Origin of the sequence: Brachybacterium muris (assembly GCF_016907455.1) — a bacterium.
Classification (GTDB): domain Bacteria; phylum Actinomycetota; class Actinomycetes; order Actinomycetales; family Dermabacteraceae; genus Brachybacterium; species Brachybacterium muris.
In genome coordinates, this window is sequence record NZ_JAFBCB010000001.1 from 593,599 (window position 1) to 607,887 (window position 14,289).

The 14,289-nt window shown below is 69.6% G+C and carries 14 protein-coding genes; 8 read left to right on the forward strand and 6 right to left on the reverse strand.

Going from position 1 to position 14,289, the window contains the following annotated elements:
- Positions 1-58: 58 nt before the first annotated feature.
- Together JOD52_RS02735 and JOD52_RS02740 are read right to left on the reverse strand one after the other, a co-directional pair.
- A complete protein-coding gene (locus JOD52_RS02735; protein ID WP_204408719.1) occupies positions 59-1,726 on the reverse strand; it encodes an inorganic phosphate transporter in 1,668 nt (555 codons plus the stop codon).
- A 224-nt stretch (positions 1,727-1,950) separates the two neighbouring features.
- The gene (locus tag JOD52_RS02740; RefSeq protein ID WP_204408720.1) at positions 1,951-2,409 is read right to left on the reverse strand and encodes a VOC family protein; all 459 of its coding nucleotides are present in this window, start codon (positions 2,407-2,409) and stop codon (positions 1,951-1,953) included.
- A 96-nt stretch (positions 2,410-2,505) separates the two neighbouring features.
- Here JOD52_RS02740 and guaB point away from each other — a divergent pair, with 96 nt between their 5' ends.
- From guaB to JOD52_RS02755, 3 genes are all read left to right on the forward strand, one after another.
- Positions 2,506-4,005, forward strand: coding sequence for an IMP dehydrogenase (guaB, locus tag JOD52_RS02745; protein WP_204408721.1), 1,500 nt, complete (start codon positions 2,506-2,508; stop codon positions 4,003-4,005).
- A 100-nt stretch (positions 4,006-4,105) separates the two neighbouring features.
- Positions 4,106-4,447 (forward strand): hypothetical protein, encoded by a 342-nt coding sequence (locus JOD52_RS02750; RefSeq protein ID WP_204408722.1) that lies wholly within the window; start codon positions 4,106-4,108, stop codon positions 4,445-4,447.
- A gap of 121 nt (positions 4,448-4,568) precedes the next feature.
- On the forward strand, positions 4,569-5,291 hold the full coding sequence (locus JOD52_RS02755) for an exonuclease domain-containing protein (RefSeq protein WP_204408723.1): 723 nt from the start codon (positions 4,569-4,571) through the stop codon (positions 5,289-5,291).
- Here the strand turns inward: JOD52_RS02755 and JOD52_RS02760 are convergent.
- The gene (locus tag JOD52_RS02760; RefSeq protein WP_204408724.1) at positions 5,242-5,904 is read right to left on the reverse strand and encodes a hypothetical protein; all 663 of its coding nucleotides are present in this window, start codon (positions 5,902-5,904) and stop codon (positions 5,242-5,244) included. The genes JOD52_RS02755 and JOD52_RS02760 overlap by 50 nt on opposite strands.
- A 58-nt stretch (positions 5,905-5,962) precedes the next feature.
- Here JOD52_RS02760 and JOD52_RS02765 point away from each other — a divergent pair, with 58 nt between their 5' ends.
- The 3 genes from JOD52_RS02765 to JOD52_RS02775 are packed head-to-tail and all read left to right on the forward strand — an operon-like array spanning position 5,963 to position 8,674.
- Positions 5,963-7,072 (forward strand): GuaB3 family IMP dehydrogenase-related protein, encoded by a 1,110-nt coding sequence (locus JOD52_RS02765; protein WP_204408725.1) that lies wholly within the window; start codon positions 5,963-5,965, stop codon positions 7,070-7,072.
- Positions 7,073-7,098: 26 nt separating this feature from the next.
- Positions 7,099-8,073, forward strand: coding sequence for a hypothetical protein (locus JOD52_RS02770; protein WP_204408726.1), 975 nt, complete (start codon positions 7,099-7,101; stop codon positions 8,071-8,073).
- Positions 8,074-8,110: 37 nt separating this feature from the next.
- Complete coding sequence (locus JOD52_RS02775) at positions 8,111-8,674, forward strand: GNAT family N-acetyltransferase (protein ID WP_204408727.1); 564 nt, start codon at positions 8,111-8,113, stop codon at positions 8,672-8,674.
- 65 nt (positions 8,675-8,739) lie between these two features.
- Here the strand turns inward: JOD52_RS02775 and JOD52_RS02780 are convergent, their stop codons facing one another.
- From JOD52_RS02780 to pta, 3 genes are all read right to left on the reverse strand, one after another.
- Positions 8,740-9,327, reverse strand: coding sequence for a hypothetical protein (locus tag JOD52_RS02780; protein ID WP_204408728.1), 588 nt, complete (start codon positions 9,325-9,327; stop codon positions 8,740-8,742).
- Between the two features lie 120 nt (positions 9,328-9,447).
- A complete protein-coding gene (locus tag JOD52_RS02785) occupies positions 9,448-10,668 on the reverse strand; it encodes an acetate kinase (protein ID WP_017822254.1) in 1,221 nt (406 codons plus the stop codon).
- 112 nt (positions 10,669-10,780) lie between these two features.
- A complete protein-coding gene (gene pta, locus JOD52_RS02790) occupies positions 10,781-12,877 on the reverse strand; it encodes a phosphate acetyltransferase (RefSeq protein ID WP_204411451.1) in 2,097 nt (698 codons plus the stop codon).
- A gap of 108 nt (positions 12,878-12,985) precedes the next feature.
- Between pta and JOD52_RS02795 the strand changes: the two genes are divergently transcribed.
- Both JOD52_RS02795 and JOD52_RS02800 read left to right on the forward strand, forming a co-directional pair.
- Positions 12,986-13,870 carry an SURF1 family protein gene (locus JOD52_RS02795; protein WP_204408729.1) on the forward strand — a complete coding sequence of 295 codons (885 nt, stop codon included), beginning with the start codon at positions 12,986-12,988 and terminating at the stop codon, positions 13,868-13,870.
- Positions 13,867-14,280 (forward strand): DUF3817 domain-containing protein, encoded by a 414-nt coding sequence (locus JOD52_RS02800; RefSeq protein WP_204408730.1) that lies wholly within the window; start codon positions 13,867-13,869, stop codon positions 14,278-14,280. The genes JOD52_RS02795 and JOD52_RS02800 overlap by 4 nt, the downstream gene beginning before the upstream one ends.
- The last annotated feature ends 9 nt before the right edge of the window (positions 14,281-14,289 follow it).

Consider the following 14,289-nt stretch of genomic DNA (forward strand, 5'->3'; position numbering starts at 1 on the left):
CGGCTGATGGATGTCCTGCTCGCCGTCCGTTCCGGCGCTGAGCAGGGACGCCAGATGATCAGGCCAGGAACAGCGCGCGCAGCAGCAGCACGGTCACGGCGCCGATACCCGCCGCGGCAGGCAGGGTGATGATCCAGGCCAGGAAGATGGGCCGCATCAGCTTCCAGTTCGCTGCCCGGTTCACGATGCCCACACCGAGCACTGCACCGATCAGGATGTGCGTGGAGGAGACCGGGAGGCCCAGCACGGAGGCCAGCAGCACCGTGGCCGCTGCGGCCAGTTCGGCAGCGAACCCGGAGGAGGGGTGCATCGAGGTCAGCCCCGTCCCGACGGTGTGGATCACCTTGCGTCCCACGAACCACAGACCGGCGATGAGAGCCACCCCAAACGCGATCAGCACAGCCATGGGCACCGCGGCCTCCTGACTGACGGTCCCGGTGCGCAGCACATCGAGTACCGCAGCGAACGGGCCCACCGCGTTGGCGATGTCGTTCGCACCGTGGCTGAACGCGAAGGCGCAGGCGGTGAACACCTGCAGCCAGCTGAACATGATGAAGGTGGCGCGGGAGATGGTCTGCTTGCGCAGGGCGCGGGCGAAAACCGTGGTGGCCATCCACACGCCGACCGCCAGCATGATCAGCATGACCCCGGCGCGCCAGAGAGTGAACTCCAGGCCCACGTTGCCCAGACCCTTGAACATCAGCATGGCGGCGATCACCACCGCGGCGCCCGCCGCGAGCGGGGGGACCCGCTTCTCCAGGGCGTGGTAGGCGGCCTTGCGCTCCACGTTGCGGGCGGCCTTGCGCTCCTTCTTGCTCAGCTGGCCGGCCTGCTCCACCAGTTCCGCGCCGGGGCTGCCCGGGCGGCGGTCCAGCTCGGCGGACTCGGCGAATGCGGACTGCTGCAGTTCGGTGACGCGCTCGTAGCCGGGGACGTGGCGGGACTCGTCCTCGGACGCGTCGTTGTCGTCGTCCTCGTCGTCGTCCTCATCGAATCCGCGTGAGCCCAGGGCGATCGCCCTGGCCGCCGGGGCCAGGATGCGGCGCTTGATCGCACCGAACAGCAGGTACGCCGCGATCCCGCCGAGCAGCGGGGAGAGCACCCAGGAGACCGCGATCTGCCCGATCTCGCCCCACTGCACCATCGCCAGACCGCCGGTCCCGGTGACCAGGCCGGTGGTCACAGCTGCGCCCACGATGCCGCCGATGATCGCGTGGGTGGTCGAGACCGGCCAGCCCATCCGGGTGGCCAGTAGTAGCCACACCGCAGCTCCCAGTAGGGCCGACATCATGATGTAGGCGAAGGCTGGTGCATCGGACTGCAGGCCACCGAGGTCCACGATGCCGCTGCGCACCGTCTCGGTGACCGAGCCGCCGGCGAGCACTGCACCGGAGACCTCGAACACGGCCGCCACCACGAGGGCCTGCTTCATGGTGAGGGTGCCGGCGCCCACGCTCGTGCCGAAGGAGTTGGCGACGTCGTTGCCGCCGATGTTGAACGCCATGAACAGGCCGAAGGCGATCGCGAGGATCAGGATGAAGCTGTTCACCCCGGTGCCGGTGTGGGTGAACGCCCAGATGGTGAAGGCAACAGCCGTGGCGACCAGAATCAGCCCGGCACCGAGGTGCCAGTTCCGGTCGGGGCCGAGTGCGCCGTACTGAGCCGGCGCGGCCCTGCCCGAAACAGCCGGGCGATCGCTGGAGCCCGGCTCGTGGGTGCGTGGCATCGTCGTGGTTCCCGAGGGTGGAGAGGGGAGGATCCGCGGGTCACGTGCACACCCATGATTCCTGGCGAGGACGTGCTCACTCTAGGACGTCAACAACGCCGGGGTGAACCTTGCGTGAATACAGAGAACGACATCACGTGCACGCGCTCGGAGCACACGTGCACGCGCACAGCCTCAGGGGCACAACGCGGGACAGGAGTCCCGCGTTCCGTGGTCGAGCGTGGTCAGCGGTCGGTCGAGGACGAGTCGTCCGCCGAGGTCGTGGCCGGTGCGAGATCGCCCGACTGCTGGTGCTCGAAGCCGATCAGCCACAGCAGGCCGTAGCGGTCCCGCACCTGCCCGTCCGAGGCGCCCCAGGGCCTGCGCTGCAGCTCGTCGACGACGGTGCCCTCGGAAGCCAGCCGCGCGTACCAGCGGCGCAGCACGGCAGGCTCAGCGGCGCCCAGCAGTGCGAACATCAGACCGTCGGTGCGCAGCTGCGGGTCTCCTTCGACGGCGTCGGCCGCGTAGAGGGAGACGGGGCCGGTCAGCACACCGTGCGCGATCGCGGCACCGGGGCCGTCGTCCCGGCCGAAGTCGGCGAAGGTGTGCAGGGTGAGCTCACCGCCGAACACCTCCGCGTAGAAACCCAGGGCTTCGCGCGCGGTGCCGGGGAAATGGAGGTACGGGGTGGGTGAGGTCATGGATCGACTGTAGGCCCTGCACAGGAACAGGGCACGTGTCAGGGACCACGGTCCCGCGGGGTGATACCTCCGCGACGGCATGGGTAGCATCGATCCATGACGAGCGCGGACCCCTTCGGTTTCATCGGCCTGACCTACGACGACGTGCTGCTGCTGCCGGGGGAGACGGATGTGATCCCCTCCGAGGTGGACACGGGTACCCATCTGACCAGGGAGATCTCCCTGCGGGTGCCGCTGGCGAGCGCCGCTATGGACACCGTGACCGAGTCGCGGATGGCGATCGCCATGGCCCGCCACGGCGGCATCGGCATCCTGCACCGCAACCTCTCCATCGAGGACCAGGCCCACCAGGTGGACCTGGTCAAGCGCACCCAGACCGGCCGCATCTCCAACCCGATCACCATCGGCCCCGACGCCACCCTCGAGGACTTCGACTCCCTGTGCGGCCAGTTCCGTGTCTCCGGCCTGCCGGTGGTGGATGAGAAGAACCAGCTGCTGGGCATCTGCACCAACCGTGATCTGCGGTTCATCCCGGTGGCCGAATGGGCCACCACCCGCGTGGCCGACGTGATGACCACCGAGCTGTTCACTGCACCGGAGGATGTCACCCCCGAGCAGGCCACCGCTATGTTGCGCAAGAACAAGCGCGAGCGCCTGCCGCTGGTCGCCGCCGATGGCACCCTGCGCGGCCTGATCACGGTGAAGGACTTCGTGAAGTCCGAGCAGTTCCCCGATGCCTCCAAGGACGGGCAGGGGCGCCTGCTGGTGGGCGCCGGGGTGGGCTTCTTCGGCGACTCCATCGACCGTGCGGGCGCCCTGCGTGACGCCGGTGTGGACGTGCTGGTGGTGGACACCGCCAACGGCCACGCCCGCCTGGCCCGCGAGATGATCCAGCGCATCAAGTCCGATTCCTACTTCGACGGCGTGCAGGTGATCGGCGGCAACGTCGCCACCCAGGCCGGGGCCCAGGCCCTGGTGGACGCCGGTGTGGACGCGGTGAAGGTGGGCGTGGGCCCCGGCTCCATCTGCACCACCCGCGTGGTGGCAGGCGTGGGCGTCCCCCAGATCACCGCCATCCACGAGGCCTCCAAGGCCACCAAGCCCGCCGGTGTCCCCTTGATCGGCGACGGTGGCCTGCAGTACTCCGGTGACATCGCCAAGGCCCTGGTGGCCGGCGCGGACTCCGTGATGGTGGGCTCCCTGCTGGCCGGCACCGAGGAGTCCCCGGGTGAGGTGGTGCTGGTCAACGGCAAGCAGTTCAAGTCCTACCGCGGCATGGGCTCTCTGGGTGCGATGGCCTCCCGCGGCAAGAAGTCCTTTTCCAAGGACCGCTACTTCCAGGCCGACGTCTCCAGCGACGACAAGATCGTTCCCGAGGGCATCGAGGGCCGGGTCGCCTACCGAGGCCCGCTGGGCAGCGTGCTGCACCAGCTGGTGGGCGGCCTGCACCAGTCCATGTTCTACGTGGGCGCCCACACTGTGCCCGAGCTGAAGGACAAGGGCCAGTTCGTGCGGATCACCCCGGCCGGTCTGAAGGAGTCCCACCCTCATGACCTGGCCGCGATCATGGAGGCGCCCAACTACTCCTCGCACTGATCAGGACGGTGCGGGGGCCTGGCACCGTTGCGCCCGGCACTGCCACATCCGCAACCGGTCCCGCCGCGAACGCTGCCACGACCGCCAGGACCGGGAACCGATGGGACGCATCTCGCTGATCCTGGGCCTGGTGTCCCTGCTCGGCGGCGGGATCGTCGCCGGGCTGATCGGATCCACCATCGCCCAGCAGCAGGCCGAGGCCGGCCGCTTCCTGAGCGACACCCCCGAGGGCTATCAGACCCTGGTGACCCTGGGAATGGGGTCCTTCCTGCTGTGGTCGCTGATCGCGCTCGTGGCACTGGTCACCGGCATCGTCGCGCTGGTGCGCAAGGAGCGACTGGGCGGTGCATTGACCGGCATCCTGACCGGGCTGTTCGCCCCCGCCGTGTGGTTCGCGGCGTTCGCGATCCCGGCAGTGCTGATCGCCTCCTCGCTCAGCTGACCCCTCGACCGTATGAGGCCGGCCGGCCCGAGATGGGCCGGCCTCCCTCCCCAGCGCGGCTTCGTCCACAGCGGCCGGCACCGCGGCCCGGGATGTCAGCCCCGGCCCCTACCCTGGGACCATGACCGCCACGGAGACCACCACCGCCTGGACCCAGCGCCCCCTGCTCGGCTTCGATACCGAGACCACCGGCACGGATGTGGCCCGGGATCGCATCGTCACTGTGGCCCTGGTGCACTCCGTGGCCCCGGGCCGCTTGGGGGAGACGGTCGCCACCTGGCTGATCGACCCGGAGATGGAGATTCCCGAGGGTGCGCAGCGGGTGCACGGCATCTCCACCGAGCACGCCCGCGCCCACGGAATGAAGGCCGCGGAGGCATTGGAGGAGGTCGCCTCGATGCTGGCCGAGGCGCTGGCGAAGGATGTGCCCATCGTCGCCTTCAACGGCAGCTTTGACCTGGCGATCCTGGAGAACGAACTGCGGCGCCTGGGCCTGCCCACCCTCACCGACCGGGTGGGCCACGTGATCGCCCCGGTGATCGACCCGCTGGTGGTGGACCGCGGGGTGGACCGGTTCCGCAAGGGCAAGCGCACCCTCACCGACCTGCTCGCCCATTACGGCATCCAGCAGGATGGCCGCCTGCACACCGCCGACGTGGACGTCTCTGCCACCCTGGACGTCCTGCGGGCGATCGTCACGGCTCACCCACAGGTGGGTGCCTCCAGCCTGGAGGACCTGCACCAGCAGCAGATCACCTGGCACCGCTCCTGGGCCGAGAACTTCAACGAGTTCCTCAAGAAGAAGGGCCGGAATCCTGACGTGAGTCTCGACTGGCCTCTCTGATCCGGCCCAGCGGGTCGCTCAAGCGGCGCTCACGCGCCTGCTTCTGCAGTCTCTCGTCGTGCTCGACGTGCTGCTGCCACCGATCAGTGGTCCACCGGCCCAGCGCCATCCCGAGCAATCCGGTCACAGCACCCGCCACGATCATCGAGAAGCCCGGTTCCAGACCCGAGATGCCACCGTCGAGCGCGGACCACATGCCCAGCGCTCCCATCAGCAGCAGCGAGCCGCCCACGCCGGCCACCCAGGTCGCGTGCATCGAATGGGCGCCCATCACCCGCCGGGACGGCACCCCGTCCTGCGCCTCGACATCCCAGCGGGCGGCCGCGAGACTCATCTGCGCCAGCCGACCCAGCGAGTAGCCGCCGGCCAGCAGGGCCAGGTAGAACAGCAGCGGCACCAGGTATCCGGGCCCGCGCGCATCGGCCGCGGTGCCGAAGGCCTCGACCGCCGCCGGGATCGCCAGCACCAGCCCCACCACCGAGGGCACCGCCGCCCACACCGGGGAGAGCGGGCCCACCCGGGCCCCCGTCCCCGCTCCCTTGGCCCGACCACGAGCCCGTGCCGGGCGGACGCCGTCGGCGGAGTCCCCGGGGATGCGGTCGCTGTCGTCCATGCCTCAACGGTAGTCGCCCAGGCCGCGGGGACGGCGCGAGGATAGACTCGCCCGTGTGATGAACGAGATCGAGATCGGCCGCAACAAGCGGGGACGACGCAGCTACAGCCTCGACGACGTGGCGGTGGTGCCATCCCGCCGCACCAGGGACCCCGAGGACGTCTCCACCGCCTGGCAGATGGACGCCTACCACTTCGACATCCCGATCTTCGGTGCCCCCATGGACTCCTCCATGTCCCCGGCCACCGCGATCGCCCTGGGCAAGCTCGGGGGCCTGGGCGTGCTGGACCTCGAGGGCCTGTGGACCCGCTACGAGGACCCCACCCGCTACTACGACCGCATCGCCGCCGCCGCGGACGACGACGTGGTCGAGCTGATGCGCGAGGTGTACTCCGAGCCGATCAAGCCCGAGCTGATCCGTGACCGGATCCGCGAACTGCGCGACGCCGGTGTCACCGCCGCCGGCTCCCTGTCGCCACAGCGCACCCAGGAGCACTGGAAGACGGTCGTGGATGCCGGGGTGGACCTGTTCTTCATCCGCGGCACCACCGTCTCGGCCGAGCACGTCTCCTCCGGTCGCGAGCCGCTGAACCTCAAGAGGTTCATCTACGAGCTGGACGTCCCGGTGATCGTGGGCGGCTGCGCCACGTACACCGCGGCCCTGCACCTGATGCGCACCGGTGCCGCCGGTGTGCTGGTGGGCTTCGGCGGCGGCGCCTCCCACACCACGCGCGAGACGCTGGGCATCTCGGTGCCGCTGGCCAGCGCCGTCGCTGATGTGGCAGGCGCCCGCCGCGACTACATGGACGAGTCCGGTGGCCGCTACGTACACGTCATTGCCGATGGCGGCCTGGGTCACTCCGGTGACATGGTCAAGGCCATCGCCTGTGGCGCCGACGGTCTGATGGTGGGTGCCGCCCTGGCCCGCGCCGAGGAGGCCCCCGGTCGCGGCTACCACTGGGGCAGCGAGGCCCACCACCCCACCCTCACCCGCGGGCACCGGGTCGCGGTCGGCACCGCCGGCCCGCTCGAGCAGATCCTGTTCGGCCCGTCGGTCACGGCCGACGGCACCACCAACATGGTGGGCGCGCTGCGCCACGCCATGGCGACCACCGGTTACCTGGACCTCAAGGAGTTCCAGCGCGTCGAGGTCGTCACCACCTTCTGAGCCGGGATCGAGGACGGGGGACGGGGATGGACGGGTTCGGGTTCCTGCCGATCGTCGCGGCGATCTGGATCATCATCGTCGTGGCGAAGAAGCTGTCCGAGACGAGGGACGAGAAGAGCCGTCAGCAGGCCCTCGAACAGGCGAGGATCCGACGCCAGCAACGGCATCATGCACGTCGCCGCCGCGAGGCCGACGCCCGGAAGTTCGAGGCGAGACAGAACCGGCCCGCTCGTGAGCGCTCTGCGCGGGAGGACGACGAGTACTCGGCGCTGAGAGTGGCGATCGGGCGCAGCGAGAACCGCCGGGACGAGCGCGAGATCCTTCCCGGGGACCCGGAGATGTGGGAGGACGACACGGTGTCCAACCTCTTCGACCGTCTCGCCGAGGCCGGCGCGGCCGGCGCGGCCGGGGTGGCCGGGGCGGCCGCCGCATCGGCTGCGCTCCGCGACCAGGAACGAGACGACCTGGGGGAGCCCCACCACGGCGCCGGTGGCCAGGAGCAGCCCACACCCCGGCCGGAGCCTGAGCTGGCGCTGCCGCGGGAGCACGGCCGGCGACCGGGCCACCAGCCGGATCAGGACCTCGACAGGGGCCTGGACGCCACCGACGGCGCCGACGAGCCGGCGGCGCCGTACGAGTACAGGTCCTCGCTCACTGCGCCCTCCTCGTCGTCACCGTCGACCTCGTTCGAGTACACGACGACCTTCACCACCACGACGGCCTCCACACCGGGGGAGTCCTCTGTGACTCCGTCGGCTCCCGCCCATGCAGCGTCTCCGGCCACACCTGCCGAGGGGGCGTCCAGTTCGTCCTCGCTGTACTCCGTGGGTGACGTGTACACCCCCTCCGCCGTGTACCCTGGCTCGTACTCGGTGTACTCGGGCAGCGGGTCCGGTTCCTCATCCGCGGCCGGGACATCGGCGGAGGGCACCACCGAGGACAGCGACGGGCCCGACGATGACAGCCCGGCCAAGGATGCGGACGCACCGTCCCAGCACTGACCCGCCAGACCCCTCGGCACCAGCGGCAGGAGTCCCTGTGCAGCACGACATCACTCTCACGCGCGGCCCTGTTCGCCTGCGCCCGCTCGTCCTCGGGGACGCTGCCGCTCTCCGCGCCCTGGTGGATGAGGGGATCTGGGCGGGAATGAGTTGCCCCCTGCCGCGCACCGACGCGGAGATGACCGCGCATCTGGCCGAGCTCACCGGGAGCCCGGCCCTGTACGGCTTCACCGTGGAGCGCGACGGCACAGTGGTCGGTCGCACCGCCTTCTACGACCTGGTGCCAGGATTGCGCGTCGAGATCGGCCACACCTTCTACGCCCGTGATCAGTGGGGCAGCACCCTGAACCCCACGGTGAAGCTGCTGCTTCTGGACCATGCCTTCGCCGCCTTCTCCGTGGCACGGGTGGCACTTCGCTGCGACAGCCGCAACACCCGCTCACGCGGGGCGATCCAGCGGCTGGGGGCCACCTACGAGGGCACGCTGCGCCGGTTCCGTCGAGCGGCCGACGGCACCATCGCCGACGCCGCCTACTTCAGCATCATCGCTGAGGAGTACCCGGCGGTGCGGGAGGGCCTGCTCGGGCGTATCGACCAGTGACGCTGGAGCGACGGATGACGTGACAGCGGCAGGTGATGAGTCACCCACGTGCCCGCTGCCCGGCGTCAGCTGCGGGAGCGCACCAGCGCGAGGATCCCCCAGATCAGGAGCACCAGCGAGGCCAGGCCAAGGACCACCGGGATGATGAAGCTGACCACCGTGCTCACGAAGAACCCGGTCATCCCCATCTCCGACAGTGCCAGGGAGTCGGTGCCCTGGCAGCTCACGGTCACCTGCTGGTCTCCGACGGCATTGATGGTGTACACGGTCACGTGCTCGACCCCGTTGATCACTCCTACCGGGGTGTTGGCGGTGTCCGGTTCGATGGTCACGTCCTGGCCCTCCACCTCGCAGGTGACGGTCTCGACGGCATCGGCCGGGACGGCGAGGTAGTGGATGCTCATGGTGCTGGCCTCGAAGGTGCCGCCGCTGGGGTCGATCGCCTCCGCATCCAGCATTCCCATCGCCCCGATCACACCACCCAGCAGGACACCGAGGATTGGCATCACGATCAGGCCGAAGGCGTTCAGGACCAGCCCGATCGCACCGAAGACGGTGCGCTTGACGCCGCGCCGCTTGGGCGGCGGCTGCTGCGGGTAGGCGGAACCGGACTGCGGCCCGTAGGAGGGTCCGAAGGAGGGCTGGTAGGTCATGGTCACTCCTGGTGCGAAGGCGGCAGGTGGGGCCAGCCTAACGACCGATCCGCGACTGGAGGACGATCGGGCCCGGCACGCTGGTGCATGCCGGGCCCGATGTCGTCGTGGGTGCGCCGCTCAGAGCGAGGCGGCGACCTCTGCGGCCTGCTGAGCGATCGCGAACTCCTCGTCGGTGGGGACCACCAGCACGGTCACCGCGCTCTCGGGGGTGGAGATCACGCGCAGCTCCTTGGAGCGCTCGCGGTTCTTCTCCAGGTCCAGCTCGATGCCGAAGCCCTCCAGGCCCGCCAGCGCCTGCTCGCGCACCTGCCATACGTTCTCGCCGATGCCGGCGGTGAAGGTGATGGTGTCCACGCCGCCCAGCACGAAGGAGTAGGAGCCGATGTACTTGCGCAGCCGGTGCACGTACACCTCCAGTGCCAGCTCGGCGGTCTTGTCGCCGGCGTCCACCGCCGCGGTGATGTCGCGGAAGTCGCTCATCCCGCACAGGCCCTGCATGCCGGAGCGCTTGTTGAGGATGGTGTCGATCTCGTCTGCGCTGAGGCCGGCCTGACGGTGCAGGTGGACGTACACCGAGGGATCGATGTCACCGGTGCGGGTGCCCATCACCAGGCCCTCCAGCGGGGTCAGGCCCATCGAGGTGTCGAGCGGGCGGCCACCACGGATCGCGGAGGCAGAAGCACCGTTGCCCAGGTGCAGCACGATCTGGCGCAGGTCCGAGACATCCTTGCCCTGCGCGGCCAGGTGCTCGGCCACGGTCTCGGAGACATAGCGGTGGCTGGTGCCGTGCGCGCCGTAGCGGCGCACCTCGTACTGCTGAGCGAAGTCCTTGGCCAGCGCGTAGGTGGCCGCGGAGTCCGGCAGCGCGGTGAAGAAGGCGGTGTCGAAGACCACCACGTGCGGGACGTCCGGCAGCAGCTTGCGGGCACCGTCGATGCCCTCCACCGCCGCGTAGTTGTGCAGCGGGGCCAGGCGGCCCAGGTCGTACACGTCCTGACGCACGTCATCGGTGACCAGGGTGGGGCCGCCGAAGCGGGCACCGCCCTGGACGACGCGGTGCCCCACCGCGGTGATGCGGTCGTCGGTCAGCGACAGGCCCACCTCGCCGAAGAGCTGCTCCACGATCCGCATCGCCTCGACGTGGTCCGGCACCGGGCCGGCGAACGTCGACTCCTGCTCCCCGGCGCTGATGCGTGCAGCTCCCATGTCCAGGCCGATGCGCTCCACGATGCCGGTGGCGTCGACGGTGCCGTCGGTGGGGGAGAGCAGCTGGAACTTCAGGGAGGACGAGCCGGAGTTGATGACGAGGACGCGGGATTCGGCGGTGGTTGCTGTCATGGGGTGATGTCTCCTGGTCGGTGCGGAAGGCACGGGTGGCGGTGATGGCGGGCGGCGGTGACGCCCGTGGTCAGCAGTGTGATCTCGGTGCGCGGCGAGCGGCGCCCGGGGATCAGCTCTGGATGGAAGCGGACTCGGCCTGCGCCTGGATGGCAGTGATCACCACGGTGTTGATGATGTCGTCCACCAGCGCGCCGCGAGAGAGGTCGTTGACCGGCTTGTTCAGGCCCTGCAGCACCGGGCCGATGGCGATCGCCCCGGCGGAGCGCTGCACGGCCTTGTAGGTGTTGTTGCCGGTGTTGAGGTCCGGGAACACGAACACGGTGGCGCGACCGGCCACGGAGGAGTCCGGCAGCTTGGTCTTGGCCACCGACACGTCCACCGCGGCGTCGTACTGGATGGGGCCCTCGACGTCGAGGTCGGGGTTCTCCCCGCGCACGATGGCGGTGGCCTCACGCACCTTGTCCACGTCCGCCCCGGTGCCCGAGGTGCCGGTGGAGTAGGACAGCATCGCCACCCGCGGGTCGATGCCGAACTGCTTGGCGGTTGCGGCGGACTGCACGGCGATGTCGGCCAGCTGCTCGGCGGTGGGGTCGGGATTCACGGCGCAGTCGCCGTACACCAGCACCCGGTCCTCCAGCGCCATCAGGAACACGGAGGAGACGATCTTCGCCCCCGGCTTGGTCTTGATGATCTCGAAGGACGGCCGAATGGTGTGGGCGGTGGAGTGCACCGCGCCGGAGACCATGCCGTCGGCCTCGCCCATCTGCACCATCATGGTGCCGAAGTACGAGACGTCCTGCACCTTCTCACGGGCCTGCTCCAGGGTCACGCCCTTTTTGGCGCGCAGGCGCGCGTACTCCGCGGAGTACTTCTCCAGCAGCTCAGGGTCCTGCGGGGAGACCACGCGCGCGTCGGAGATGTCGTGCCCCAGCTGTGCGGCCTTGGCGCGGATCGCGTTCTCGTCGCCCAGCAGGATCAGATCGGCCACACCGCGGGCCAGGATCGTCTCCGCGGCAGCGATGATCCGCGGCTCGTCGCCCTCGGGCAGCACGATGCGCTTCTTCTCGCCGCGGGCACGCGCCAACAGCTCGAACTCGAACATCATCGGGGTGACCACCTCGGAGCGGTTCAGCTCCAGGGCCTTCAGCAGCGTCGGGGTGGGCAGGTGCTCCGCAACCGCACGACGGGCCGCGTCCAGCTTCTGCGGACTGGAAGCGTGGAGGCGACCGCGGGTCCTCGAGACCCGGACCGCGGTCTCGAAGGTGGACAGCTCGGTGGCGATCACCGGCAGGTCCTGCTGGATGCCGGAGACCAGGCGGGTCACCTCGTCGGGGATCTCGTAGCCGCCGGTCAGCACGATCGAGGACAGGGCGGGGAAGGTGCCGGACTGCTGGGCCATCAGCAGACCCGGGAGCAGGTCGAAGCGGTCACCGGGAGTGACCACGGTGCAGTTCTCGGTGAGGTGGCTGAGCACGTTGGGCAGGCTCATCGCGGCCACCACGGTGCCGATGGCCACGCGGCCCATCCACTCGGGATTGCCCTGCAGCAGGGTGCCCTCGACGGCGTCCTTCACCTCCTGCACGGTGGGGGCCATGATCACCGGGTTCTCCGGGATCACCGCGACGATGCCGTCGGCGAACCGACCCTGCACGGCCTCGCGGATCGCATCGATGGAGGTCTCGGCGGCACGATTGACCACCACGGCGATCGGCGGGGCATGGTGCCCGGCGAACTCGCTGAGGGACACGGAGGCCAGGGCCCCGATCTGATCGGGGCTGCGGTCCAGGCCCGACAGCACCAGAACCACGGAGGCGCCCAGGTTCGCGGCCACCTCGGCGTTGAAGGCGAGCTCGGCGGGGTTGGCGAGGTCGTCGTAGTCCGAGCCCAGCACCACCAGCACCGAGTAGCGCTCGGCCAGTTCACGGTGGCGGCGCAGGATCTGCTCGTGCGCCTTGTCCGGGTCGGACAGCATCAGCTGGTAGTCCACCCCGATGGCGTCCTCATAGGACTGATCCACGGCGGGATGCCTGGTGAGCAGGTCGACCGCGTAGTCACGCGCGCGATCGGCCTTGACGACCGGGCGGAACACTCCGACCCGATCAGACTGGGATGCGAGGGCTTCGAGCAGGCCGAAAGCCACCATCGACTTCCCGGTCATCCCCTCCGGACTGGCGACATAGACACTCTGGGACACGGTCCCCACCATACGGTCATCGGCCTGGGAACGGGAGGCCATGAGTCCCATCGGTCCTCCGCTGCCTCGCCGTGGCCGGATACCGACGAGCGTCCCAGGCGACGCTCCTACCATGGGGCCATGCTGCGCACCGCTCTCCGTCCCCGCATGCTGGGGCTGCTCGCCCTGATGGTGGCCGCGACGCTGGTGTGCGGACTGCTGGCCTCCTGGCAGTGGGACCGCGCACACCGCGCGCTCACCTCCCGTGATGACGGACCGACGTCCCTCGGCGAGGTGCAGGACGTGCTCGAGGTGGGCGGTGCTGTGACCAATGACATGGTGGGCAATCTGGTCGATGCGACCGGCGCCTTCGACCCCGCCGAGCAGCTGCTGGTGCCCGGCCGCCGGATCGACGGCGCCGACGCCGCCATCGTGATCTCCGCCCTCCACCTCGACCTTCCCGACGGCAGCACCGCCCGTCTGCCTGTCGCGCGGGGCTGGCTCCCCACCGCGGACGTCACCGGTGCCGACGGCGAGCTCGACCCGGCCCTCGTCCCGCCGCCCCCGACCGGACAGGTGCAGATCACCGGCCGCATCGAGGCCAGCGAGGCCGCCTCCGACGGCATCCGGGACGGAGTGGCCTCCGAGATCGCCACCCCACTGCTGGTCAACGAATGGGGTGGACCGATGTACGCCGGATACGTCGCCCAGACCTCTCAGGCGGAGGGTCTGGCCCCCATGCCCACGGCGCAATCCGCGTTCACCCGGGGCCTTGACTGGCAGAACATCGGGTATGCGGCGCAGTGGATACTGTTCGGGGCGTTCTTCCTGTACCTGTGGTGGCGCTCCGTGCGCACCGCCTACCTGGATGAACTGGCCGACCGGCGCGAGGCCCTGCAGCGCGAGATCGACGGGCGCACCGACGCCGGGGGTGACCCTGATGCCGGGGGTGACCCCGTCACGGCCGCATCGGCATCGCAGATGCCTCTTACCTCCCACACATCGACAGCACCTAAGGACGTATGACCGTGGCCTCCACCACCCGCCCCCTCGACGAAGTGGCCGTGCGCACCTCCTTCGCCCGCTTCCGCATCGCCTCCATCGTGGAGGGCATCGCACTGCTGGTGCTGGTGGCGATCATGGTGATGCGCTACGGCGTCTACGGCGGCGAGGGACTGTTCACCTCCACCTCCCACACCTGGGACCAGGTCTCCGAGATCTGGTCCCCGATCCACGGACTGATCTACATGATCTACGTGGTGCTCGCCTTCTACCTGTGGCTGCGGATGCGTTGGGGGATCGGCCAGATGCTGCTGCTGATGTTCTTCGGTGTGGTGCCGGTGCTGTCCTTCTTCGGGGAGCGCTGGACCCACCAGAAGGTGGAGGCCGACCTCAAGCGCCGCCCCACCCTCCAGGACGAAGCACGCCTCGCCTGACGCCGTAGA